Source organism: Shewanella sp. YLB-07 (assembly GCF_009377275.1).
The window spans coordinates 870,117-895,298 of record NZ_VOQB01000001.1 but is presented as its reverse complement, the minus strand read 5'-3'; the positions used below and the strand labels follow the sequence as shown (position 1 = coordinate 895,298).

General features: G+C 47.6%; 20 protein-coding genes. 6 read left to right on the top strand and 14 right to left on the bottom strand.

Going from position 1 to position 25,182, the window contains the following annotated elements; genetic code table 11:
• Positions 1–7: 7 nt before the first annotated feature.
• The 6 genes from odhB to sdhC all read right to left on the bottom strand — a co-directional run bounded on the left by odhB (position 8) and on the right by sdhC (position 7,510).
• A complete protein-coding gene (odhB, locus tag FS373_RS03585; protein ID WP_144047078.1) occupies positions 8–1,198 on the bottom strand; it encodes a 2-oxoglutarate dehydrogenase complex dihydrolipoyllysine-residue succinyltransferase in 1,191 nt (396 codons plus the stop codon).
• A 32-nt stretch (positions 1,199–1,230) separates the two neighbouring features.
• A complete protein-coding gene (sucA, locus tag FS373_RS03580) occupies positions 1,231–4,053 on the bottom strand; it encodes a 2-oxoglutarate dehydrogenase E1 component (RefSeq protein WP_144047079.1) in 2,823 nt (940 codons plus the stop codon).
• Positions 4,054–4,286: 233 nt separating this feature from the next.
• The gene (locus FS373_RS03575) at positions 4,287–4,994 is read right to left on the bottom strand and encodes a succinate dehydrogenase iron-sulfur subunit (RefSeq protein ID WP_144047080.1); all 708 of its coding nucleotides are present in this window, start codon (positions 4,992–4,994) and stop codon (positions 4,287–4,289) included.
• 12 nt (positions 4,995–5,006) lie between these two features.
• Positions 5,007–6,773: a succinate dehydrogenase flavoprotein subunit gene (gene sdhA / locus FS373_RS03570; RefSeq protein ID WP_144047081.1), complete on the bottom strand. Its 1,767-nt coding sequence runs from the start codon at positions 6,771–6,773 to the stop codon at positions 5,007–5,009.
• Entirely contained in the window at positions 6,774–7,121 is a 348-nt protein-coding gene (sdhD, locus tag FS373_RS03565; RefSeq protein ID WP_144047082.1) for a succinate dehydrogenase, hydrophobic membrane anchor protein, read from the bottom strand.
• Positions 7,115–7,510 (bottom strand): succinate dehydrogenase, cytochrome b556 subunit, encoded by a 396-nt coding sequence (gene sdhC, locus FS373_RS03560; RefSeq protein ID WP_144047083.1) that lies wholly within the window; start codon positions 7,508–7,510, stop codon positions 7,115–7,117. Before sdhC ends, sdhD begins: the two co-directional genes overlap by 7 nt.
• A 411-nt stretch (positions 7,511–7,921) precedes the next feature.
• Here sdhC and FS373_RS03555 point away from each other — a divergent pair, with 411 nt between their 5' ends.
• Both FS373_RS03555 and FS373_RS03550 read left to right on the top strand, forming a co-directional pair.
• Positions 7,922–9,214 (top strand): citrate synthase, encoded by a 1,293-nt coding sequence (locus FS373_RS03555; protein WP_144047084.1) that lies wholly within the window; start codon positions 7,922–7,924, stop codon positions 9,212–9,214.
• A gap of 87 nt (positions 9,215–9,301) precedes the next feature.
• Entirely contained in the window at positions 9,302–9,463 is a 162-nt protein-coding gene (locus FS373_RS03550; protein ID WP_416221748.1) for a type II citrate synthase, read from the top strand.
• Positions 9,464–9,605: 142 nt separating this feature from the next.
• Here FS373_RS03550 and FS373_RS32535 read toward each other — a convergent pair whose 3' ends face one another.
• The 3 genes from FS373_RS32535 to FS373_RS03540 form a co-directional block, all read right to left on the bottom strand.
• Positions 9,606–9,779: a hypothetical protein gene (locus tag FS373_RS32535; RefSeq protein ID WP_322619459.1), complete on the bottom strand. Its 174-nt coding sequence runs from the start codon at positions 9,777–9,779 to the stop codon at positions 9,606–9,608.
• On the bottom strand, positions 9,779–9,904 hold the full coding sequence (locus FS373_RS32530; protein ID WP_322619458.1) for a hypothetical protein: 126 nt from the start codon (positions 9,902–9,904) through the stop codon (positions 9,779–9,781). The genes FS373_RS32535 and FS373_RS32530 overlap by 1 nt, the downstream gene beginning before the upstream one ends.
• A gap of 268 nt (positions 9,905–10,172) precedes the next feature.
• Positions 10,173–10,547 carry a hypothetical protein gene (locus FS373_RS03540; RefSeq protein WP_227992523.1) on the bottom strand — a complete coding sequence of 125 codons (375 nt, stop codon included), beginning with the start codon at positions 10,545–10,547 and terminating at the stop codon, positions 10,173–10,175.
• 334 nt (positions 10,548–10,881) lie between these two features.
• On the opposite strand from FS373_RS03540, the gene FS373_RS03535 reads away from it, so the two are divergent.
• The 4 genes from FS373_RS03535 to FS373_RS03520 all read left to right on the top strand — a co-directional run bounded on the left by FS373_RS03535 (position 10,882) and on the right by FS373_RS03520 (position 19,348).
• Positions 10,882–12,009: an efflux RND transporter periplasmic adaptor subunit gene (locus FS373_RS03535; RefSeq protein WP_227992521.1), complete on the top strand. Its 1,128-nt coding sequence runs from the start codon at positions 10,882–10,884 to the stop codon at positions 12,007–12,009.
• A gap of 12 nt (positions 12,010–12,021) precedes the next feature.
• Positions 12,022–15,291 (top strand): efflux RND transporter permease subunit, encoded by a 3,270-nt coding sequence (locus FS373_RS03530; RefSeq protein ID WP_144047085.1) that lies wholly within the window; start codon positions 12,022–12,024, stop codon positions 15,289–15,291.
• Positions 15,288–18,344 carry an efflux RND transporter permease subunit gene (locus tag FS373_RS03525; protein ID WP_144047086.1) on the top strand — a complete coding sequence of 1,019 codons (3,057 nt, stop codon included), beginning with the start codon at positions 15,288–15,290 and terminating at the stop codon, positions 18,342–18,344. Before FS373_RS03530 ends, FS373_RS03525 begins: the two co-directional genes overlap by 4 nt.
• Positions 18,345–18,478: 134 nt before the next feature.
• Complete coding sequence (locus tag FS373_RS03520; RefSeq protein WP_152829044.1) at positions 18,479–19,348, top strand: MBL fold metallo-hydrolase; 870 nt, start codon at positions 18,479–18,481, stop codon at positions 19,346–19,348.
• Positions 19,349–19,404: 56 nt separating this feature from the next.
• On the opposite strand, the gene FS373_RS03515 is transcribed toward FS373_RS03520, so the two are convergent.
• The 5 genes from FS373_RS03515 to msbA all read right to left on the bottom strand — a co-directional run bounded on the left by FS373_RS03515 (position 19,405) and on the right by msbA (position 25,169).
• Positions 19,405–21,003, bottom strand: a complete 1,599-nt coding sequence (locus FS373_RS03515) for a M28 family metallopeptidase (RefSeq protein WP_322619457.1) — start codon at positions 21,001–21,003, stop codon at positions 19,405–19,407.
• A gap of 241 nt (positions 21,004–21,244) precedes the next feature.
• Positions 21,245–21,967, bottom strand: coding sequence for a serine/threonine protein phosphatase (locus tag FS373_RS03510; protein ID WP_144047087.1), 723 nt, complete (start codon positions 21,965–21,967; stop codon positions 21,245–21,247).
• A gap of 186 nt (positions 21,968–22,153) precedes the next feature.
• Positions 22,154–22,333, bottom strand: a complete 180-nt coding sequence (locus FS373_RS03505; protein ID WP_144047088.1) for a Trm112 family protein — start codon at positions 22,331–22,333, stop codon at positions 22,154–22,156.
• Entirely contained in the window at positions 22,323–23,345 is a 1,023-nt protein-coding gene (gene lpxK / locus FS373_RS03500) for a tetraacyldisaccharide 4'-kinase (RefSeq protein ID WP_144047089.1), read from the bottom strand. Before lpxK ends, FS373_RS03505 begins: the two co-directional genes overlap by 11 nt.
• Positions 23,346–23,348: 3 nt before the next feature.
• Complete coding sequence (gene msbA / locus FS373_RS03495; RefSeq protein ID WP_144047090.1) at positions 23,349–25,169, bottom strand: lipid A export permease/ATP-binding protein MsbA; 1,821 nt, start codon at positions 25,167–25,169, stop codon at positions 23,349–23,351.
• Positions 25,170–25,182: the final 13 nt, after the last annotated feature.

The following is a 25,182-nucleotide window of genomic DNA, read 5'->3' as shown; positions in this document are numbered from 1 at the left end:
TACTTTTTTATAAATCTAACAGTAGACGAGTTGGATCTTCGAGGAAGTCCTTAATGGCAACCAGGAAGCCAACTGACTCACGACCATCAACAATACGATGATCGTAAGAAAGTGCCAGGTACATCATGGGCAGGATTTCAACCTGACCATTGACTGCCATAGGACGATCCTTGATGGCATGCATACCCAAGATCGCGCTCTGTGGCAGGTTCAAAATAGGTGTCGACATTAATGAGCCGAACACACCACCGTTAGTGATGGTGAAGTTACCGCCAGTCATGTCTGCAACGGTTAGCTTGCCATCACGACCCTTGACTGCCAATTCACGCACATTACGCTCGATATCGGCAAGGCTCATGGTGTCGGTATCACGCAGTATAGGCGTAACCAGACCACGTGGTGTAGAAACCGCGATGCTGATATCGAAATAGTTGTGATAAACGATGTCATCGCCATCGATAGAGGCATTCACTTCAGGGAAACGCTTCAGCGCTTCTGTCACTGCCTTGATGTAGAAAGACATGAAGCCCAAACGGACACCATGACGCTTCTCGAAGATCTCCTGATACTGCTTACGGATATCCTTGATAGGCTGCATGTTGACTTCGTTGAACGTCGTCAGCATGGCTGTAGAGTTTTTAGCTTCCAGAAGACGTTTAGCAATCGTCTTACGTAGGCGTGACATAGGCACACGCTTCTCGCTACGCTCAGCCAGAGGCGCTATAGCAGCTGGTGCACTTGCAGCAGGAGCCGGTGCAGCCTTGGCATTCTTAACGAAGGCTTCGACATCTTCCTTAGTGATACGTCCGCCAACACCAGTGCCTTTAAGCTTACTGGCATCGATATTATGCTCTGCAATCAAACGGCGAACCGATGGGCTAAGGGCGTCATTTGACTCATCACTCGCTTCAGGAGTTGCGGCTTCGGCTTCGGCTTTAGTCACTTCCTGGCCCGCTACCACCCCCGCAATAAACTTGGCGATAACGACTTCACCAAGCACTGTGTCACCCTCTTCGGCCAAGAACTCGGAGATTGAACCATCTTCGGGAGCAACCACTTCGAGTATAACTTTATCAGTCTCGATATCGACGAGGTTCTGATCGCGAGTGACTTGTTCGCCAGCTTTCACATGCCAAGTGGCAATGGTCGCATCGGCAACAGATTCTGGCAGTACGGGTACCTTAATTTCGATACTCATTATGAGCTATCCTTTTTATAAATTGTCTGTTACTACAGTTTTAATGCTGTTTTGATCAAAGAGTCTTGCTGCTGAGCATGCAACGCAGGATAACCACACGCAGGGGCAGCTGATGCTTCACGACCGGCATAGGTTAACTCTGCACCGGCTGGGATTGAACCCCAGAAATGATGCTGACTACAATACCAAGCGCCCTGGTTTTGCGGCTCTTCCTGACACCAGACAAAATCTTTGACATGCTGGTATTGGGCTAATGTCTCTAGCATCTCTTCACGCGGGAACGGATAAAGCTGCTCCACACGGATAAGGGCGACATTAGTGATATTCTCTTTACGACGTCTCTCTAGCAGTTCGAAATAGACCTTACCGCTACAGAAGACCACGCGATCCACCTTGCTGCTATTCAGGCTGTCCATCTCAGGGATAACATTCTGGAATGTTCCCTCTGCAAGCTCTTCCATGCTGGAAACAGCTAATGGATGGCGCAGCAAAGATTTAGGAGACATCACGATCAGAGGACGACGCATAGGACGTACAACCTGACGTCTGAGCATGTGATAAACCTGAGCCGGTGTCGATGGTACGCAGACCTGCATATTGTGATTCGCACATAATTGCAGGAAACGCTCCAGACGAGCACTCGAATGCTCTGGGCCCTGACCTTCATAGCCATGGGGTAGCAACATAGTCAGACCACACAAGCGGCCCCACTTCTGCTCACCAGACGAGAGAAACTGATCGATGACAACTTGGGCACAGTTGGCGAAATCACCAAACTGAGCTTCCCATAAGGTCAATCCCCCCGGCTCAGCCGTAGCGTAGCCGTATTCGAAAGCCAGTACAGAAGCTTCAGATAAGACAGAATCAGTCAGGTCAATCGGGCCTTGCTCGTCGGCAATGTTGCGTAGCGGCATATAAGCCGATGCATCATTTTGATTATGCAGAACCGCATGGCGGTGGAAGAAGGTACCACGACCCGAGTCCTGACCCGTGATACGGATACGTTTCTTGTCTTCGAGAATAGACGCGTAAGCCAGAGTCTCGGCGAAACCCCAATCGAGCAGCTTCTCACCTTTTGCCATCAGGGCGCGATCTTTGTAGATCTTAGCCACGCGAGATTGCAACTTGTGAGATTCAGGCACGTAACTGATCTTATCCGCAAGATTGCGAATACGATCCATCGACATCTGAGCCGGATACTCTTCATCCCACTCTCTGTTGATGTAAGGTGACCAGTCGACCGAATGCAGTGTCATAGGGCGCCATTCATCGACCACACAATCTCCGTGATCTAAGGCATCACGATAAGCGTTGATCATCGCAGTGACTTCATCGGCGGCCAAGGTATTCTCGGCAATCAACTTATCGGCATAGATCTTACGCGGCGTAGGATGCTTCTTGATCTTGGCATACATCAGCGGTTGAGTCGCGCTCGGCTCATCGGCTTCGTTATGGCCATGACGGCGATAACAAACCAGATCGATAACCACATCTCGCTTAAATTCGTTACGATAATCGACGGCCAGCTGAGAGATGAAGGCAACAGCCTCCGGGTCATCGGCATTAACGTGGAAAATCGGTGCCTGCACCATCTTAGCGATATCAGTACAATACTCTGTTGAGCGAACATCGTCCTGATTCGAGGTGGTGAAACCTACCTGATTATTAATCACGATACGTATGCTGCCACCGACCTTGAAGCCGCGAGTCTGAGACATGTTGAATGTCTCCTGGACTATGCCCTGACCTGTGATAGCCGAGTCACCATGAATGGTGATAGGCAAGACTTCGAGGCCATCATTACAACCGCGACGATCCAGACGAGCACGCACCGAGCCCATGACGACCGGATTAACGATCTCCAGGTGTGATGGATTAAACGCGAGGGCTAAGTGAACATTGCCACCGGGCGTCTTAAAGTCGGAGGAGAAACCTTGATGATACTTAACATCACCCGAACCATTGAGTGCGTCGCTATGCTTACCGGCGAATTCGTCAAACAACTCAGCAGGTTTCTTGCCTAAGATATTAACCAGTAAGTTCAGACGACCACGGTGAGCCATGCCCACGACGACCTCTTTGGTGCCGGCTTCGCCCGCACGATAGATGATCTCGCGCATCATAGGAACCAGCGCATCGCCACCTTCGAGTGAGAAACGTTTTGCTCCTGGGAATTTCGCGCCTAAGTATTTCTCCATACCTTCAGCGGCGTTCAAGCCTTGTAGGATACGGGTTTTAGCGGTTTTGTCGTAATTAGCTCTACCTAAAGAAGGTTCTAACCTTTGCTGGATCCAGCGCTTCTCGTCAGTATCTATCATGTGCATGTATTCGGCACCGATAGCGCCACAATATGTGGCCTTCAATGCGTGTACAAGATCCACTAGCTTCATGGTTTCGCCACCATGAGCAAATGAGCCTGTATTGAATTCACGCTGCATATCTTCGCTTGTTAAGCCATGGAAGGCCGGGTCCAGTTCAGAAACCTTATCACGTTTCCACAATTCCAGAGGGTCGAGATTAGCGTTCTGGTGGCCACGGAATCGATGAGCGTTGATCATCTGCAGGACTTTAACTTGCTTAGCGTCGACTTCAGGATCTGTCACACGGGCTGAGCCCTTATGACGTCCTTCGAGCGCTAAACTACGAAAATAATCACGTACTTTAGAGTGGGCTGCTTCGGGTACATCAGCCGATGCGCCGTTGGCATGAGGGAGGTTATCAAACACCACTTGCCAGTCTTCGGAAACAGACTGAGGGTCTTCTTGATAGGCTTCATACATCTCTTCTACATAGGTCGAATTAGCACCGTTTAGGTGTGATGATTCGAGCCAGGCTTTCATGATGCCTTGGTGCATTTCTATTCCTTTCAAACTTTATACACGTGTTTAGCCGAAGTTTTGTAAATGCACCCTTCGTCGTAGATAAAAATAGACTGACGAGAGGTACACAGTTTTTGCCGCCCCTAGATTTCTGATGTTCCAGAATTCACGGCTTATTGTAGTTCCATTACACAAAAGAGCCACTTCTCCACAGAGAAGTGACTCAATTCGAGCTATCTAATTATTACTATCAGCTCTTTGTCTTGCATTTACACTGCTCTCTTCAACAACATGGACTTAATATGTCCAATTGCCTTAGTCGGATTGAGTCCCTTAGGACATACATCCACACAGTTCATGATGCCATGGCAGCGGAATACGCTGTATGCATCATCAAGTTCCGATAAACGCTCTTCGGTTGCTGTGTCACGGCTATCGATTAGGAAGCGATAGGCATGTAACAAGCCACTTGGACCGATGAACTTATCAGGGTTCCACCAGAAAGATGGACAAGCGGTAGAACAACAAGCACACATGATACATTCATATAAACCATCTAAATGTTCACGCTCCTCAGGTGATTGCAGATGTTCACGCGCAGGCGTTTTCTCATCGTTAATCAGATAAGGCTTGATCTTCTCATACTGAGTGTAGAACTGAGATAGGTCTACAATAATGTCACGCACGACTGGCATACCCGGCAGAGGTCTAATCTCAATTTTCTTACTCTTGAAGGTAGACACTGGCGTGATACAAGCCAGACCGTTCTTGCCATTCATGTTTAGGCCATCTGAGCCACAAACACCTTCACGACATGAACGACGAAATGCCAAGGTAGGATCTTGCTCTTTCAGCAGTATCAGTGCATCCAGAACCATCATATCGGTGCCTTCTGCGACTTCTAATGTGTAATCCTTCATATACGGCTTAGCGTCTACATCGGGATTATAGCGATAAACTGCGATATTCAAATTCATCTCTGTATCTCCTTAGTAAGTACGCTTGATCGGTGGGAAGGCTGCACGAAGCTTTGGCTCCATGTTAACCGCACGACGATCCATTGTTTCAGTAACCGGGTCGAACAGGCTGTGACACAACCAGTTCTCATCATCACGCTCGAGGAAATCTTCACGTGAATGAGCACCACGGCTCTCGGTACGGAAATTGGCGGCATAAGCCGTTGCAATCGCAGTCGCCATCAAGTTATCCAGCTCTAAACATTCGATACGCTGGGTATTGAACTCTTTCGAGTTATCAGAAAGCTTAGCATTGGCCAGACGTTCACGGATCTGCTTGAGCTCAGCCAAACCTTCAGCCATAGAGTCGCCACGGCGAAATACTGAGAAGTTCAGCTGCATACAAAGCTGTAAATCTTTACGGATCTGCACCGGATCTTCACCGTCTTTGTTGCTTTCCCAACGGTTCAGACGTGCTAGAGACGCATCGATGTCGGCATCAGTAGCATCTTTCGGATTAGGAGTCTCATCCAGGGCTTTACCCAGATGCTGACCCGCAGCACGACCAAATACCACTAAATCCAGTAGTGAGTTACCACCTAAACGATTAGCGCCGTGTACCGATACACAGGCAATCTCACCGACGGCAAACAGGCCTATTACGTCAGTCTCGGAGCCATCTTCACTCTTACGAATGACCTGGCCGCTCACTTTAGCAGGCAGACCACCCATCATGTAATGACACGTGGGTAATACAGGGATTGGGCCATCGGCCGGATCGATATGGGCGAATGTACGAGACAGTTCACACACACCTGGAAGACGCGCTTCCAGTGTCTCTTTGCCTAAATGATCCAGCTTGAGTAGCAAGTGCGGACCTAAAGGACCATCTAGACCACGACCTTCACGAATTTCGGTCATCATAGAACGTGCAACCACGTCTCGAGAGGCCAAATCTTTCGCGTTAGGCGCATAACGTTCCATGAAACGTTCGCCGTCTTTGTTCAGCAGATATCCGCCTTCCCCGCGACAACCTTCGGTCACCAGAACACCGGCTCCCGCGATTCCCGTAGGATGGAACTGCCACATCTCCATATCTTGCATCTGTATGCCAGCGCGCATTGCCATGCCGACACCATCGCCAGTATTAATATGTGCATTGGTAGTAGAAGCATAGATACGACCCGCGCCGCCAGTAGCGAGCACGGTAGCCTTGGCCTTGAAATAGACGATTTCGCCGCTCTCGATATCGATAGCGGTACAACCGACAATCACGCCGTCTTCGTTCTTCACCAAATCAAGTGCATACCACTCGGAGAAGACTTGTGTCTTATGCTTAACATTTTGCTGATAAAGACAATGTAGCAATGCATGACCGGTACGATCGGCAGCTGCTGCGGTACGAGCCGCTTGCTCGCCACCAAAGTTTCTAGACTGACCACCGAACGGACGCTGGTATATCTTGCCATTCTCGAAACGAGAAAACGGCAGACCCATGTGCTCAAGCTCGATAACCGCCTCGGGACCGGTTTTACACATGAATTCGATCGCTTCTTGGTCACCGATAAAATCGGAACCTTTAACCGTATCGTACATATGCTGTTCCCAGTGATCTTCATGGGCATTGCCTAAGGCTACTGTGATGCCGCCTTGAGCCGAAACCGTATGAGAACGAGTCGGGAACACTTTAGATAAAAGCGCACAGCTCTTACCTTCTTTTGAAATCTGTAATGCTGCTCGCATACCTGCGCCACCGGCACCGATAACGACCACATCAAATTCGCGTACTGGAATACTCACTTAAACACCCCACACAATCAAAATGCCTGCTGCCAAATATGAAAAGGCTGCTACGACTACAACGAACTGAAGTAAACCACGAAGCATTAATGGCTTAACGTAATCAGTTAGCACCTGCCAAATACCGATCCAAGCGTGAACCAGAATCGCGACCAGGGCTAGCAAGGTGAATACTTTCATCGGCAGAGCGCTGAACAAGCCATGCCATGCGTCGTAGGTTAGTGGAGAGCTAAGGGCAATAAATCCAACCACAAAAATAGTGTATAGGGCTAAGATGATTGCGCTTGCGCGTATTAGAATAAAGTCATGAACACCACTGCGTCCAAGACTCGCTGCATTAGTTACCATACCCAAACCCCTACAATGATAGAAAACGCAATTGACAATGCAAATGCGGCTTTTGCCGAAGCGATACCAGCTGGCAATTCTTCCCAGCAACCGGCATCCATTATCAGATGACGTATGCCAACGATAAGGTGATAACCCAGTGCGGTAAGAATTCCCCAGATGACAAACTTAACCAGCAAGTTATCAAAAAGAGATTGTACGCCTGCGAAACTCTCTGGGGATACTAAAGATTCATTCAGTAACCAGATGAGAATGCCAACAGCAAATAGCATGATGACACCGGAGACACGGTGGAGAATAGACGCGATCGCTGTTGCAGGAAAGCGTATGGTCTGCAGATCTAGATGGACAGGTCTTTGCTTTTTCACGTTCTGCTCACTCTGCTCAATTGAGCTATATTTTTGTTATACGAACCACTTTTGTTCAAACATCGAACCGAGAATGAGTTCACACTTCGATATCGTTACAAAAGAAAAGTTTAAACAGACATTTAACGCTTTAGAAGCAACTTATCAGGTGACTAATGAAGTGCACTCTAAATGGCAATGTCTGTGGCTCTTCTGAGCCGAAGCAAGTATACGCGCGGCAAATGTCAAATACAAACATCACATTATGCAAATTTTGTTTTTTTGGTAAAAAAATCTGCCAAGTTCCTGTTCTGTTATGGGGTTTGGGCAAAATAAGACCATGGTCTAAGAAATTTAAACGCTTATTTAAATTGAAATGTGATCTGGATTCACTGTAAAGTATTGGCGTTTGATAAGCCGCACTCACATAAGAATGAAGTAAGGAGAACGGGTATGGCTGATAATATAGCCAAGTTGGAACTGCCAGGGAATGACTCAATCGATCTGCCAATAAAAAAAGGCACGGCAGGCTTCGATGTCATCGACATCAGCAAATTAGGTAGTAAAGGTCACTTTACCTTCGATCCAGGATTTCTCGCGACAGCCTCCTGCGAATCTGCGATTACCTATATCGACGGCGCACAAGGGATACTGCTTCATCGCGGATACCCTATTGGTGAATTAGCCGTAAATTCAGATTATTTAGATCTGTGTTATTTATTGCTGTACGGAGAGCTTCCAACCACAACTCAGTACGAACAATTTGTTCATACAGTTAAAAATCACACCATGGTTAACGAGCAGCTAGTCGCCTTCTTTAAAGGCTTCAGACGTGATGCTCACCCCATGGCAATGCTATGTGGTGTTACGGGTGCACTTTCTGCATTTTACCAAGATTCACTAGATGTTAACGATGAGCGTCACCGCGAAATCGCCGCTTTCCGTCTAGTCTCTAAGATGCCGACAATTGCCGCCATGTGCTACAAGTACTCAATCGGTCAGCCATTCGTGTATCCACGTAATGACTTGAGCTACGCGGGTAACTTCCTCAGCATGATGTTTGCTGTGCCATGTGAAGAATACGAGGTTAACCCGATTGTTGAACGTGCCATGGATCGCATCTTTATTCTGCATGCGGATCATGAGCAAAACGCGTCGACATCGACAGTACGCCTGGCTGGTTCTTCAGGTGCTAACCCATTTGCATGTATTGCAGCGGGTATTGCATCACTTTGGGGACCTGCTCACGGCGGCGCTAACGAAGCGTGTCTGAACATGCTCGAAGAGATTGGCACAGTGGATCGTATCCCTGAGTTCATCGCTCGCGCTAAAGACAAGGAAGATCCTTTCCGTTTGATGGGCTTCGGACATCGCGTCTATAAGAACTTCGACCCTCGCGCTAAAGTTATGCGTGAAACCTGTCATGAAGTCCTTAAAGAGCTTAATGTTAACGACCCACTGCTCGATGTTGCCATGGAACTCGAACGTATCGCCCTTGAAGATGATTATTTCGTCTCCAAGAAGCTATATCCAAACGTCGATTTCTACTCAGGTATCATCATGAAGGCTATCGGTATTCCGACTAGCATGTTCACCGTACTGTTCGCCCTTGCGCGTACAGTGGGTTGGATTGCTCATTGGAAAGAGATGTTGGATCAACCTGGTCATAAGATCAGCCGTCCACGTCAATTATATACCGGCGCACCTGAGCGTAGTTTTGTCTCACAAGACAAACGTGAATCTTAATGATTCTAGGACCTAGAACTTAAAATTTAGGAAGCAGGAACCACAGGAAGGCACTCATCGAGTGCCTTTTTTATTGCCCGCCACCGCATGTTCACCCTGTTATGGTTCGCCTTAGCGCGTTCAGTGGGTTGGATTGCTCATTGGAAAGAGATGTTGGATCAACCTGGTCATAAGATCAGCCGTCCACGTCAATTATATACCGGCGCACCTGAGCGTAGTTTTGTCTCACAAGACAAACGTGAATCTTAATGATTCTAGGACCTAGAACTTAAAATCTAGGAAGCAGGAACCACAGGAAGGCACTCATCGAGTGCCTTTTTTATTGCAAGTGTTACGATGAAATAGTTCCTAAAACTAATGCCTAGACACTATGAACTTATACCAATTGGTATTAGACCCACTTCTCCATCACAAAGTTTGTTAGCACTTGTCCCCGAACTTCTACTTCCTGCGAGTTAACCAGAGTAAAACCAAAATGCTCGAAAAATGGTCTTGCAGTTATGCTGACATGGGAATAGCAACGACATATACCTTTAAATGCTGCCTCATTGAACAGAGTATTCATCAAAGCTTTACCTCCCCCCTGCCCTTGGTGATCCACATGACAGAAAAATGGTCGATATAGCCATCACTTTGAAGATCAGCAAAACCTAGCTGCTTGCCTTCAGATTCGGCAATGAAAGGGTCCATGGCTTGGATACGCTTAGGCCAAGTATCAGGTAAAGATCGTGTCGGTGCCCAGGCTGATACCTAGAGCAGGCTATAGTCTCTGATATTGACTCTGTGAATGGTATCGTATTTAATCTGCCACAGGACGATTGGATCATCTGATTGTTCAGCTTGATTAAACTTTCGTATCTGTATCATGCCAGTCCTTTACGGTTATGACTTAAATCCAGCTTTATGCCAGATGAGCGCGATATAATAACCGGACTGACTCAGATTAGAAGGATTGGTATTAGTCCGCTAACCATTTATCGACTGCTTCACGCTTACCTTGCTTAATATCACGGCGCATCTCTTCGGCAATCTCATCGCGGGAGTCCAATCTATCTTTTGCCCTGTTTATCTTCCTGGAGGCATTGTGCTCCATTTTATCCAGTTTCTTGTCGACATAGCTGCCATCGGCCAGATCCCGAGCATTGCCTGTGGCTCTATTGACCTTATTCTTAGTCTTATTGTATTCGTGCTTGTACTTATATTTGTTGTCTTTAATGTCACGATTCATGCGAACTGCATCTTTCAATAAGTTCTGTGCATGCAGATTTGGTGAGAATAAGAACACTGACATCAAGGCCATAACGACTACATTTTTCATCAGAGTGAATTTCATAAGAGTGTCTTCCATAAGAGTTATCTACTCATTATCTCCTTCCAATCCCAGTAAATGAACGCCACTTGATGCATTAAGGTTATTAACAAAACAAATGAACTGCCACCTTTGATACATCTTGTATCAAAAGGTGTTTGAATTGTTACAAAATTAATCGTTAAATCCCTATTAGTCAAAAGCATCAATTTTTAAACCTTTTCGCTACATTGTGTTTAACAAGTTTAACTTGGTGGACACTGTAAACATTAAGCCATTGTATTTAACATGTTTTATTTGTTGGCATGGCTTGTGCTTAGTTAGTGATAATTGGAACAAATAACTTAGGTATTTTTACATGGACTCTTTAAATACACTCGCTAACACTCAAGTAACTCACTCACAAAAATCCGGCATTCAGACTCGCCCACTCAATGGTTTCAAGTTTGCACTCCCCCTCCTTCTGGTATCTGTGCTCTCAGCTTGTAGCGGTGAAGAGCCTCCTAAAGAAGAGGAGAAGTATGCCGTTCCAGTCGAAACGACCACTGTCATTCAGGGAGATGTCTCTTCTTTCTACAGCACAACTGCCACACTCGAAGCCCCGGAAGAAGCCAAGGTGGTCACTCGCATCGCAGGCTTGATTGAAGCCATCGAGGTCGAAGAGGGTGACAGAGTCACCAAGGGTCAATTACTGGCGGTTATCGATGCTAAGAGACAGAGATACGATCTCGCCCGCTCACAGGCCGAAGTGGAAATAATCGAACAGGAACTCAACCGATTAAAGAAGATGGGCAATAGGGAGTTCATCAGCGCAGACTCCATGGCCAAACTCGAATACAACATGCAGGCCGCTATCGCTAAACGCGATTTGGCAAGCCTGCAGGTCGAAGAGAGCATGGTTCGCTCCCCCATCGAGGGCGTTGTCGCCACTCGCTTCGTTAAAAAAGGCAATATGGCAAAAGAGTTCGACGAGCTGTTTTATATCGTTAATCAAGACGAACTGCACGGTATCGTCCATCTTCCCGAACAACAACTTCAGAGCTTACGTCTGGGTCAGGACGCACAAGTGTTCGCCAATAAGCATTCCCAAGATACGGTTCATGCAAAAGTATTGCGTATCAGCCCCATCGTCGATGCCCAGAGTGGTACCTTCAAGGTCACCCTATCTGTACCCAACGACAATGCCAAGCTAAAAGCCGGCATGTTTACCCGAGTCGAACTCAGGTATGACACCCACAATAATGTGATCACTGTGCCTTATAACGCTGTGGTCAACCAAGATAATCAGTTTGCCCTCTATGTCATCGACGGTACTAATGTGAATCGCCGTGAAGTCTCCCTAGGGTATCGTGAAGCCGATACCGTTGAGATTATTGCCGGCATTGAACCCGGTGAGCAGATAGTGATCCGCGGTCAGCAAAATCTAAAAGATCAGTCACTTGTAGAAGTGATCAGTTCATTAGATCTAGCCTCAGTCGAGAAGTAAGGAAACCGAACTATGTCTATAATAACAACATCGGTAAGACGCCCGGTCACAGTATGGATGTTCATGTTGGCAGTGATCCTGTTCGGCATGGTGGGTTTCTCACGTCTGGCAGTCAAACTCCTGCCTGACTTGAGTTACCCCACGATAACCATACGAACTCTGTATGTGGGCGCGGCCCCAGTCGAAATCGAGCAGCTAGTCTCTAAACCCATCGAAGAAGCGGCGGGTATCGTAAAGGGCTTAAGAAAAATCAGTTCAATATCACGTTCAGGTATGTCTGATGTGGTGCTTGAGTTCGAATGGGGCACTGACATGGACATGGCCAGCCTGGATGTTCGGGAAAAACTGGACACGATTATCTTGCCTCTCGATGTAAAGAAACCGCTACTGCTTAGATTTAATCCAAACCTTGATCCTATCGTTCGCCTCGCCTTATCGGTTCCCGACGCCAGCGATAACGAGCTCAAGCAGATGCGCACTTACGCCGAAGAGGAATTAAAACGCCAACTCGAGTCCTTAACCGGTGTTGCCGCCGTCAGACTCTCGGGCGGTCTACAGCAAGAAGTGCACATTCTGCTCAATCAAGAAAAACTGACTCAGCTCAATCTAAACGCCGATAAAATACGTAATCGTATCGCCGAAGAAAATATTAATCTGTCTGCGGGTAAAGTGGTCCAGGGAGATAAAGAATATTTGGTGCGCACCCTTAACCAGTTCAACTCTCTGGAAGAGCTGGGTGAGATCATCGTGTATCGCGACGCTCAGACATTGGTCAGGCTATTTGAGGTTGCCGACATTGTCGATGCCCATAAGGAGCGTAACGATATCACCCGCATTGGTGATCAAGAATCTATCGAGCTAGCAATTTACAAGGAAGGAGATGCGAATACCGTAGCCGTGGCCAGAAAAGTCAACGCGGCGCTCAAAGAGTTAAATGCTAACCAGGTAAAATCAGAATTAACCGTTATCTACGATCAATCGGAATTTATTGAGAGTGCAGTGAGTGAAGTGACATCGTCCGCACTGATAGGTAGCTTGCTCTCTATGTTGATCATCTATCTATTTCTGAAAGATATTATTCCTACCTTGATCATCTCTATCTCGATTCCATTCTCGGTCATCGCCACATTTAACATGATGTATTTTGCCGATATCAGCTTAAACATCATGTCACTGGGCGGAATCGCACTGGCTGTGGGGTTACTTGTCGACAACGCTATTGTGGTACTCGAAAACATAGATCGCTGTCGCTCGCTTGGCATGAGTAAGCTCGAAGCGGCTGTAACTGGAACTAAAGAGGTCTCCGGGGCGATATTTGCTTCGACACTGACCACACTCGCCGTCTTTGTCCCTCTGGTCTTCGTCGATGGTGTTGCTGGCGCCCTGTTCTCGGATCAGGCTTTGACAGTCACCTTCGCGCTGTTAGCCTCGCTTCTGGTCGCGCTTACCACCATTCCTATGTTGGCATCTCGAGAAGGCATAAAGTCTCTGCCTCCTCTACTCGCTAAAGAGAAGAAGCCAACACCTGAGACTAAAATGGGCAAGTTAACACACTACAGTGCCACGGTTTTCTCTTTTCCCTTTATCGTCTTATTCAGTTACTTACCCAGTGCCCTGTTAACCTTAGCGCTTATGTTTGGTCGCCTACTGTCGTGGTTCACCGGGCTGTTTATGCGCCCCCTGAGCCAAGGATTTAACTGGTGTTATCATAAACTGGAAATCCTCTATCATCTCCTACTCGCCTTGGCGCTTAGATTCAAAGTCATGACTCTGTCAATCGCTATCCTAGTCACCTTAGGGGCGGCCTCATTAGTGCCTAAATTGGGAATGGAGCTTATTCCCCCAATGAACCAAGGTGAATTCTATGTCGAGATCCTTCTGCCACCAGGAACCGAAGTATCAGAGACTGACAAGATACTGCGTCGACTCGCCCTTTCGATAAAAGGCAGGGAAGATGTTAAGCATGCTTATAGTCAGGCGGGAAGTGGCGGCTTGATGACATCGGATACCTCTCGTGGTGGTGAAAACTGGGGACGCTTGCAAGTCGTGCTAGCAGATCCTGATGCCTTCGATGCCGTCGCATCTGTACTACGTACCACAGCGATGCGTATTCCTGAGCTGGAGGCTCAGATACAACACCCTGAGCTCTTTAGTTTCAAGACGCCACTGGAAATTGAGCTGATTGGTTATGATCTGACTCAATTAAAGCAAACGGCTAATGACTTAGTCGACGCATTATCAGACTCAGACCGCTTTGCAGATCTTAAGTCCAGCTTAAGAGATGGCCAACCTGAGATCAGTATTCGCTTCGACCATCAGCGCTTGGCGGCACTGGGCATGAATGCACCAACCGTGGCAAATCGTATCGCTCAGAGAATTGGTGGTACCGTTGCCAGCCAATACACGGTGAGAGATCGTAAAGTCGATATCCTGGTAAGAAGCGAGATAGATGAGCGCGATCAGATAAGCGATATCGGCGCCATGATCATCAACCCAGATAGCAGCTACCCAATAGCACTCAGTGCCGTTGCCGATGTGACACTCAAGCTAGGTCCTTCGGCCATCAATCGAATCAGCCAGCAAAGGGTCGCCATTGTCTCAGCGAATTTAGCCTATGGGGATCTCAATGAAGCCGTATTGGAAGCCAGAAACATCTTAGCCAAGCAGACACTGCCAACCTCGATTCAGGCCAGATTTGGTGGCCAGAATGAGGAGATGGAACACTCATTCCAGTCGCTGCAGATAGCCTTAGTGTTAGCCATATTCTTAGTCTATCTGGTCATGGCCAGTCAGTTTGAATCACTGCTGCACCCTCTGCTTATTCTGTTTGCCGTGCCTATGGCGGTCGGTGGCAGCATATTGGGCCTGTATGTAACTGGTACCCATTTGAGTGTGGTGGTGTTCATCGGACTCATCATGCTGGCCGGCATAGTGGTCAACAATGCCATCGTACTGGTGGATCGCATTAACCAGCTACGCCAGGAGGGCAAAGAGAAGATGGCGGCCATATCTGAAGCGGCCAAGTCTCGTTTACGTCCCATTATCATGACCACCATGACGACAGCCTTAGGCCTGTCCCCCATGGCCTTCGGATTGGGCGATGGATCTGAGGTCCGCGCACCTATGGCGATCACAGTAATATTCGGTCTGATCTTATCGACTCTACTCACCTTAGTGGTGATACCTGTGCTGTACGCCCTGTTCGATCGTAAGCAATATGCCCCAGCAGAGAGCAAAGAGGCGCAAGACGCACAGCTCGCGAGTGAAGGAGGTCAGGCATGAACCTCACCCGATTAGCCATTTCAAGGCCAGTAACCACCAGCATGTTTTTCGTCGCCATTCTCTTATTTGGTTTGGCTTCGAGTCGCTTGCTGCCTTTAGAGATGTTTCCTGGCATAGATATGCCTCAGGTGAACATAGAGGTGCCTTACAAGGGCTCCACTCCGGCCGAAGTCGAGCGTGATATCACCAGTATTTTGGAGGAATCGTTAGCCACCATGGGCGGAATAGAAGAGCTGAGATCCAGCTCTTCACAAAATGGCGCCGAAATTGAGCTCAGAATGAAGTGGGGAGAGAACGTCGCCACTAAAAGCTTAGAGGCCAGAGAAAAAATCGATGCAGTGAGACACCTGCTGCCAAAAGATGTTGAGCGTGTCTTTATCAGGCAGTTCTCAACCGCAGATATGCCGGTGCTAAATTTAAGAATATCCAGCGACCGCGAGCTATCCGGAGCATTTGACCTGCTCGATAAGCAGCTTAAACGTCCGCTGGAGCGAGTCGAAGGTGTTTCTCAGGTGACGCTATACGGCGTCGAACAGAAGCAGATTGAGATCAGGATAAATGCCGATAAGTTGTCGGCCAGTGGGATCTCTATCCCCTATCTTCAGCAGCGCCTGCAACAGGAAAATTTTATCGTCAGCGCGGGGATCTTGAGAGCCAACTCGCGAGTCTATCAAGTCTCTCCTAAGGGAGAATTTAGAAACTTAGATGATATTAACGCCGTTGTGCTTAAACCTGGTATCACGCTTGGCGATATCGCCACTATCAGCTTCTCGCTTCCCGAGCGTTTAGATGGCAGGCACTTAGACAAGAACTACGCGGTAGGCTTGGACGTTTTCAAGGAGTCGGGCGCTAACCTGGTCGATGTGTCTGCAAGAGTGATGAAGGTCATCGAGGCTGCCAAGCAAGACGAGCAGTTTGACGGCATCAAGTTATTCGTCATGGAAGATCAGGCTTATGGGGTCACATCGTCATTGAACGATCTCCTGACCGCCGGCCTAATAGGTGGCCTGCTCTCTTTTGCTGTCCTGTATCTGTTTCTCAGAAACCTGAAGATGACTTTAGTGGTGGTGACCTCTGTCCCCATCTCTATCTGTATGACATTGGCCGCCATGTACCTGTTAGGGTATAGCCTCAACATTCTCTCCATGATGGGCTTGTTACTCGCCGTCGGCATGCTTATAGATAATGCCGTGGTCGTCACCGAGAGCGTATTACAGGAGAAACAAGCCAAGGGCTCAAGCTCCAGCAAAGAGTCTGATTCTGCGGTACTGACCGGGGTGAACAAGGTGTCACTGGCGGTCCTCGCCGGTACACTCACCACTGGCATCGTATTTCTGCCCAACATCTTCGGCGTAAAAGTCGAATTGACCATCTTCCTGGAGCATGTGGCCATCGCTATCTGTATCTCTCTGGCAGCGTCACTTTTGGTCGCGAAAACCTTACTGCCACTGATGCTCAGTAAGATGAACATAGAGGTCGAAACCAAAGATAAAGAGAGCAAACTGCAGACCTACTATCACAAGAGTCTGGATTGGATCTTAACCAGGCCACGTACCTCAGGTGTAATATCTCTCATCATTTTGGCATCCACTGCCCTGCCCTTAAGCATGGTCAATCAAGATCAATCCGATGGTGAGGGCAACAATAAACTCTACATCAACTATCAGGTTGAGGGACGACACAATCTCGACGTCACCGAGGCGATGATCACTAAAATGGAGACCTATCTCTATGCCAATAAAGATAAATTCCATATCGACTCTGTCTATAGCTACTACGCACCCGACCGCGGCCAATCGACCCTAATCCTGAAACAAGATACCCAAGTCGACATGAAGGATCTAAAGCAAGTCATACGTGAAGGCTTCCCTAAGTTCTCCATCGCCAAGCCCCAATTTGGTTGGGGCGGCGGTAACAATGGCTTAAGAGTGACCCTGACCGGACGCTCCACCAGTGATCTTATCGAGATAAGTCAAAGAGTGATCCCGCTTCTGTCTGAGATTGAAGGCTTAACGGATGTGAGGTCAGAACTCAGCGGGGCTCAGCAGGAGGTGGTGATCCAGATTGACAGGCAGATGGCTGCCAGACTCGATCTCAAGCTCAACGAAATCGCTTCCAGTATCTCTATGGCCTTAAGAGGCAGCCAACTTAGATCTTTTCGTCATGATCCCAATGGCGAGTTACGCATCGAGATGTCCTTCGAGCAAGAATGGCGCCTGTCGCTGGAGAGATTAAAACAGCTTCCTGTGATCAGAATCGATAACCGGGTCTATACCTTAGATAGCTTAGCGAGTATCACCATCTCGCCAAGATTCGATACCATTCGCCACTATGACAGACAGACGGCCTTGTCTATCGGCGCAAACTTAGATGACCTCACCACAGAAGAGGCACAGGAAAAGATAACTCAAGTGATGGAGACGGTGAATTTCCCTGCGGGATATGGCTATTCACTCAGGGGAGGCTTCGAGAAACAAGATGAAGATCAGGCGGTAATGGCGACCAACATGCTGCTGGCCTTAGCCATGATCTACATAGTGATGGCGGCTCTGTTCGAATCTTTACTGCTACCGACAGCCATCATCACCTCGATCCTGTTTTCCATCACAGGCGTGTTTTGGGGCTTGCTATTTACCGGCACACCTATGGGCGTCATGGTCATGATAGGCATATTGATCTTAATGGGTATCGTGGTGAACAACGGCATAGTACTGGTGGATCAGATTAATCAGAAAGAGCCGGCACTCGACAAGCTATCGGGAGAAATCAGTCAGGTGTGTATTTCACGTCTTCGCCCTGTGCTTATGACTGTCGGCACCACAGTACTGGGTTTACTGCCGCTGGCACTGGGTGATACTCAGCTAGGTGGAGGGGGTCCATCATATTCACCCATGGCCATTGCTATCATAAGCGGCTTAACATTTTCTACCGTGACCAGTCTTTATCTGGTGCCCCTGTGTTATCAAGCCCTATATAGAATGCGCTACAACGCAGCCGTACGCTTAGGTCGTGCAAATAGCCTTTCGAGAAGGCTCATGCCTTGGGCATATTGAGCAAACCATTTATAAAATGAGATTTGCGAGTAAATTGAATAAGGGGCTGCAATTGCAGCCCCTTACTTTTACAGGTATCTTATTAACAATAACAACAAACAGTTAACTTATAAAAATAATAACAGAGGTAACAGATGGCACTATCAACAAACCTACTCAAGGCCAACGCTCTGATATTGGGCCTCTTACTATCTCAATTCTCCTTCGCTGATAGGTTCAGTGATGTGGAAATCAACAAAATAAAGCTCTCTGAAACCAGCTATATGTTGACGGGTTCGGGGGGCAACATAGGAGTCTCTGCAGGCAGAGACGGACTCTTGATCATAGATAATCAATTTGCCCCCCTGTCCGGTAAAATTATTGCCGCCCTATCAGGCATTCAACCTGGCCTGCCTAAGTATGTGGTGAATACCCACTATCACGGCGATCACACTGGCGGCAATAACCTGTTCGGCATGAATAGCGTTATCTTCGCCCATCACAACGTGTTGAAACGCCTCACAGGAGACACCAGCTATAAGACGGCAGGATTACCTTCGGTCACCTATCATGAGGGAACCAGCATACATTTTAATGGTGACACACTGCATTTGATCCATATGGGGCCCGGTCACACAGATGGAGACAGCGTAGTCTTATGGGAAGATAAGAGCGTGATCCATATGGGGGATCTTTTCTTCAAAAACAGGTTTCCTTACATAGATCTGACAGCCGGAGGCTCGGTGAAAGGCTATCGTGACAATGTAGCCAGCATGATCCGCAAGATAAACAAGGACACTAAGGTCATCCCGGGTCACGGCGAACTGGCCACTAAAAACGATCTGGTTCGCTTCAAGCATATGCTAGACAAGTCGATTAATTGGATGGAGAGCAAGCTTTCATCGGGGATGAGTCTGGAACAGATACAGCTTGAAGGCATCCCAAAAGGTAAAATTGACTGGAGCTGGTCTTTCATCACCGAGGATAAATGGATCAACACTCTATACGAAGGGCTGAAACAGTAATCAAGAAACACAAGCTTCTGTGTTTCTTGATGGATTATAAACTTGAGCTAGGCAGCTTATCGACCATCTTCTGCGCGCCTGGCTTTAAAATCAGAGTCTTCGAGCCAACCAGGCCAATCTTGATCATTAGCGAGACGCGCCAAAATATCACCGATTAGCTGTAAATCTTGTCTTACGCCCCCAAGAGACCAAGTATTATCATAATCATCTTCGCCTTTATGGTATTTGTGAACGATATAATCGGGATCAGTATCGCCTAAACTCATAAACAGCAGGCCAGGAACGCCTTGCTGAGCCAATGCAAAATGATCAGAACGGTACATCAAGCCATTTTGCGGACGAGGATCGGCTTTAACATGGCGTTTCAGCGCCATGCTGGCATCTTTTAAGTAGTTTTCTAGTTCAGATACACCTTGGCCATAACCTAAGATATAATCCACGCCATCGTTGACATTCATGCCATCGATATTGAGAAAAGCAACGATATCTTTAGTGGGTACCGGTGGATTTTGGGCAAAATGCTGAGCGCCGATGAGTCCGGTTTCCTCTGCCGTGAAGCTGGTAAATAAAATATCTCGTTTAAAAGGTGTTTTATCAGCCTTTGCCTTAAAGGCCTTGGCTAAAGCGAGTACCCCGGCGACGCCAGAAGCATTGTCAACAGCGCCATTAAATATCTGCTTATTTCCTTCTGCATCTAGCTTAGTGCCCAGATGATCCCAATGGGCATGCATGACAAGCGTCTCATCACTCTTATTGCTGCCGGGCAGTTTGGCCATAACATTAAAAGACTCGGCCATCACTAAGGTATTTTTCAGCAGCAGATTTGCCTTCATCTTGAGATCGACGGCTTTGAAACCTGGCTTGCTGGCAGCTAGCTTCAAGGTTTCATAATTGAGATCTGCCTTAGCAAAAATTTGCCTGGCAACGTCATGCTGTACCCAGCCCATGACCCCGACTTGACCCTGATTATTATTATCATCAATTAAGGTAAATTTACTGCCGGTATTCGAATTTTGCACCACCCCCCAGCCATAGGCTGCCGGAGCGGTTTCATGAACGATAAATACGCCAGCGGCGCCTTGTCTGGCAGCCTCTTCATACTTGTAGGTCCAACGGCCGTAATAGGTCATGGCATTGCCTTTAAACAAGTCGTCATCTTGAGTCGCAAAACCTGGGTCATTGACTAAGACGATGACAGTTTTACCCTTCACATCTATACCTTGATAATCATCCCAAGCATACTCGGGAGCATTGATGCCATAACCAACAAACACCAGTTCACTACTCTTGAGTTCAACTTGATCGACTATTCTCTGGGTTCTGGCAGTAAACTGATCGCCTTGGCTAAACGTCATCCCCTCTATACTGAGAGTCATATCCGCATCGGCGCTGATCTCGGCCAAGGGAACAGCTTGCAAATAACTGCCCTTATAACCCGGCTCCAATCCTATCTTCTTAAATGAATTAACCAGATAATCTAAGGTTAAGGCCTCTCCTTCAGACAAGGGCGCTCTGCCGCCAAACTTATCGCTAGCAAGCACCCGAACATCTTCTCGATACTGTATTGGGTCAAACGAGAACTCATCTTGCTGTGATATGGCGGGAAACGCTAACAAAGACGAACAAATCGCGGCCCCTAAAATGTATTTTTTCACCAATAGTCCTTTTATATTTTTTATTTATCAGAAAAAGCAAGTTTAGGATATCGCCCCCATCAGGACAATAGCTTAGGGCACAAATGATTAATTCAAGGAAGATTGTTGATGTCGAGCTCGGTAAATTCGATACGATTGGTGGAGTGAGTTGGGGGAATCATGACATCCCCCTAATACTAAGCAGGGAAGCTGAGTCGGGAAATTGGGCTAGAAACTTAAGCCGTGAAATGGAACAGGGAAATTATGCTACCTGCCTAAAGTGCCATAACAACCAGTACATGGGCCGCAGATCTTTGCCGCCGATATCTTTAAACAGTCTCAAGCCTGGATAAATCCACTGCCAGGGAGTGAGCCATTGTTTTGCATTCAGCCAGATAGCTTCGCCACCCGCATCTCGATAGGCTTGGATAGCCGGGGTTATCATCTCGTGTTCCGGTCCCATATATCGATACAGGCTATGAATATACACGAGTAGATCGCGTCTCTGCTGATAGGCGATATCTTTACTGTTCTGACTGGCTTCAAAATCAATGAAATGTACCAGGCCTTCACTCCAACTGATGTCTCTCAAGGCCGGTCGACCGTGAGCGAGTCCTAGCGTATGTAGGTTAGCCAAAGCAGTGGCACTATCATTCAAGATCTGCTGTTTTTCTTCCTGAGTCAAGGTCTTATCACTGAGCCAGGAACTGATCGTCGGCCCGACATCGGCAATAACAAAATAATCTGCTGATGAACACATAAGCCGAGGCACCTGTGCACCTTTACTGGCGAGCATGGCTAATGTTTCAACTTCAATTTTCAATGCCTTAGCAGGACTCTGCTTGAGAAATCGCATCGCACCCGTCAGTTTTTCCGCTTGTTTAAGCCAATAGAATTGACCTTGATGTTCAAACTTGAGAACTCGGGTCCCTTGGTTATCGTTCAATATTTTTCCAACGACAGCTTCGAAAGTTTGTTCAGGCACGCGATAGCTCCAAAAAAGTGACAGATGATTATGGAGATATGGGTTAATTAAAGCAATCTGAATTAGTGAAATGAGGTGTAACAGCTCAAGCAAGCAACATCTAAACGGGCTTAGAGTGAAGGAAGCACCATAAAAAACGCTCCATTATAGGAGCGTTAATATTGCATAGACAATGGCTTATTAAGTTTATGCCTCGTCTTGCCAAGGCTCAGCCTTGTTTTCCAGCAGTACAGGTATGCCATCGTTAATGGCATAGGCCAGACGGTCAGCCTTACAGATCAACTGTTGCTTGGCTTTATCGTAATCCAGCTTTCCTTTACAGACCGGACAAGCAACAATTTCTAATAATTTTCTATCAAACGCCATCTGATTTTCCTTGTTTCTTTTTCATGGCTCCATGAACCTTGTCCATGAGATCCGCTTCAAATCTTGTGGGTAGCTTGGCATCAACCGCAAGATACCACCAGTTATCTTTTGCAAAACCGCGACACTTAACTGCATCTTTCTCTGTCATCAATATGGGCTGTTCACCCGCCACCTGAATCAGGGCATCGAGAGTGAACTTCTGATGGTCTTCAAAACCATGTGTCTTAATGACGGTATGCCCTTGCTCATCTAGAGTATTGAAGAAGCGTTGCGGGTTACCTATTCCAGCGACGGCAACCACAGGTGTAGGCTCATAAGTATGCTTGGAAGATGGCGATACAGGAAAGATACCTTGAGGCAGGAGCTCCATCTGAAGCTCATTATCCCCTGCTTGGCCGTTGACTAAGATAAAGTCAACAGACTGAGCTCGCCAGCGTCCCTCTCGTAGAGGTCCCGAAGGTAACAGCATGCCATTACCAAATCTGCGCTCACCATCGAGAATGAGTAATTCTATGTCCCGCCCGAGTCGATAGTGCTGCAGACCGTCATCACTGATGATCACATCAACATGGGTATCGGCAAGCAACTTTTCCGCCGCCTTCACTCTATCGGCCCCGATCACCATAGGCACGCCAGTTCTGGCGACTATCATGGCAGGCTCATCCCCCACTTCCGCTGCTTGCATCTGTGGCTCGACTCTCTTTACGCCTTCAAACTTAACCCCGTAGCCGCGACTGATCACGCCTGGCTTTAGGCCATGTTTCCGTAGCACCTCGATAAGATAAAGGACTGTGGGCGTCTTACCACTGCCTCCTACTGTGATATTACCGACAATGATAACTGGCACTGGGAGGCTATGGCTCTGTTTCAGGCCCGACTTGAACAGTGAGCGCCTGATAAGGCTCACCACCCAAAACAGTAAGGTCAATGGCAATAAAAGATACTTAAGCAGTCTAAACACCGGATGAGCATCCTTGTCCGGATACCAAAGTTTATTGGCAAATGCTTGCATGACTTAACTGCTAAACTGCATTTTATACAAGTTCGCGTATACGCCATCTTGAGCTAGCAGAGACAGATGATCGCCCCGCTCTACTACCACACCTTGATCTATCACTAAAATTTGATCCGCAGATTCGATAGTCGACAGTCTGTGAGCAATCACTATCGAGGTTCGGTTATGACGCAAGTTATCCAGTCCCAATTGAATGGCTTTCTCTGACTCGGTATCCAGGGCCGACGTTGCCTCATCGAGTATGAGTACCGGTGAGTTACGCAAGATAGCCCGAGCGATGGCAATTCTTTGTCTCTGACCACCAGAGAGCAAGACACCATTCTCGCCCACTTGAGTATCGAGCCCTTCTGGCAGCAACTCGATAAACTCCATGGCGTGTGCCAAGGTTGCCGCCTCAATTATCTGCTCTTGTGTCACTTCCCCTGGGTAGGCATAGGCGATGTTATTCCCTATGGTATCGTTAAACAGGGTCACCTGCTGCGAAACCAAGGCAACTTGACTGCGAAGACTCTTGAGCCCGAAGTCATCGATGTTAACACCATCAAGCTCTATACTTCCCTCTTCGAGGCCAGTATAGAAACGGGTGATCAGACTCGCTATCGTCGACTTACCCGAACCGGAGCGCCCGACTAAGGCTATGGTCTGGCCCTGCTTGACAGAAAAGTCGATTTTATTCAGCGCAAGCTTCTCTTGAGTGGGGTAGCGAAAGCTCACCTGATTAAATCTAAGCTCACCTTTGACGCGCTCGACTTGATAGGTGCCATTGTCGACTTCGGATTTAGTATCTAAGAGTTCAAACACTGTGGTACAGGCGGCAATACCTCGCTGAAACTCGGCATTGACGCGCGTCAGACTCTTGATCGGCTGTAACATGGCCAGCATGGCACCGAGAATCGTGGCGAATGTTCCCGCCGTTAGCTCCTCTTGCATCCCCTCGAAACTTGCAGCATACAGAACAAAGGCCAGAGCAAAAGAGCCAATCACCATAACCAGTGGCTGGCTGATAGATTGCGCCAGAGCCAGTTTCATATTCTGGTATCGGTTTTGCTCATTAACCAGAGCGAAACGCTCAGATTCGGCTTCCTGTCCGCCAAATGCCAATACATTTTTATGACCTTTGATCATCTGCTCAGTTGCCGCGGTCACACCGCCCATCGCGGCTTGTATTCGTTTAGACACCTTACGAAAACGTTTACTGACGATGGAGATGATCAAACCTATGATAGGGCCGATGACAAAGATACAAAGAGATAGCTTCCAGGAATAGAAGAACATGATAGCAAGCATGCCGACCACAGTGATGCTGTCTCTGACTATGGTGATCAGCGCGCTACCTGTAGCACGAGCTATCTGCTCGGTATCATAGGTAACTCGGGAGATGAGATTACCTGAGTTTTCCCTATCAATGTAACTCACAGGAAGGGTGAGGTAATGCTCGAACACCTCTTGACGCAGATCCATGATGAGGCGTGCACTCATGAAAGAGATGCAATAAGTAGACAGGAAATTTGCCAAGCCACGTAGGCTAAACAGTACGATGACGACGATGGGTGCCATCATCAGCACATCACTCGATGCGCCAAAACCATCACTTGTACCCAGATCAATATTGGCAACACCCGATGATGAAGTGACCTGACTTACCTGACCACCGAAGCCGCCATCGATAAAGGGTTTAATCACGGCGATAAAGGTGGCATCTACTGCGGCGTACATGAACAAGCCAAGAACAGCGAAGCCAAACACGACTTTCAATGGCTTAATATAGCCCATTAAGCGCTTAAATACGGTCCAGACTTCTTGATTTGAAGAGTTTGTCATTAACGAGTCTATT

What these genes read in the sequence shown, in the direction of transcription:
- sucA (WP_144047079.1), bottom strand. Translation starts at nt 4,053, where the DNA reads ATGCACCAAGGCATCATGAAAGCCTGGCTCGAATCATCACACCTAAAC.
- lpxK (WP_144047089.1), bottom strand. Translation starts at nt 23,345, where the DNA reads ATGCAAGCATTTGCCAATAAACTTTGGTATCCGGACAAGGATGCTCAT.
- odhB (WP_144047078.1), bottom strand. Translation starts at nt 1,198, where the DNA reads ATGAGTATCGAAATTAAGGTACCCGTACTGCCAGAATCTGTTGCCGAT.
- FS373_RS03520 (WP_152829044.1), top strand. Translation starts at nt 18,479, where the DNA reads ATGGCACTATCAACAAACCTACTCAAGGCCAACGCTCTGATATTGGGC.
- FS373_RS03555 (WP_144047084.1), top strand. Translation starts at nt 7,922, where the DNA reads ATGGCTGATAATATAGCCAAGTTGGAACTGCCAGGGAATGACTCAATC.
- FS373_RS03530 (WP_144047085.1), top strand. Translation starts at nt 12,022, where the DNA reads ATGTCTATAATAACAACATCGGTAAGACGCCCGGTCACAGTATGGATG.
- FS373_RS03525 (WP_144047086.1), top strand. Translation starts at nt 15,288, where the DNA reads ATGAACCTCACCCGATTAGCCATTTCAAGGCCAGTAACCACCAGCATG.
- FS373_RS03575 (WP_144047080.1), bottom strand. Translation starts at nt 4,994, where the DNA reads ATGAATTTGAATATCGCAGTTTATCGCTATAATCCCGATGTAGACGCT.
- sdhD (WP_144047082.1), bottom strand. Translation starts at nt 7,121, where the DNA reads ATGGTAACTAATGCAGCGAGTCTTGGACGCAGTGGTGTTCATGACTTT.
- FS373_RS32535 (WP_322619459.1), bottom strand. Translation starts at nt 9,779, where the DNA reads ATGAATACTCTGTTCAATGAGGCAGCATTTAAAGGTATATGTCGTTGC.
- FS373_RS03535 (WP_227992521.1), top strand. Translation starts at nt 10,882, where the DNA reads ATGGACTCTTTAAATACACTCGCTAACACTCAAGTAACTCACTCACAA.
- FS373_RS03550 (WP_416221748.1), top strand. Translation starts at nt 9,302, where the DNA reads ATGTTCACCCTGTTATGGTTCGCCTTAGCGCGTTCAGTGGGTTGGATT.
- FS373_RS03540 (WP_227992523.1), bottom strand. Translation starts at nt 10,547, where the DNA reads ATGAAATTCACTCTGATGAAAAATGTAGTCGTTATGGCCTTGATGTCA.
- FS373_RS03505 (WP_144047088.1), bottom strand. Translation starts at nt 22,333, where the DNA reads ATGGCGTTTGATAGAAAATTATTAGAAATTGTTGCTTGTCCGGTCTGT.
- FS373_RS32530 (WP_322619458.1), bottom strand. Translation starts at nt 9,904, where the DNA reads ATGGACCCTTTCATTGCCGAATCTGAAGGCAAGCAGCTAGGTTTTGCT.
- msbA (WP_144047090.1), bottom strand. Translation starts at nt 25,169, where the DNA reads ATGACAAACTCTTCAAATCAAGAAGTCTGGACCGTATTTAAGCGCTTA.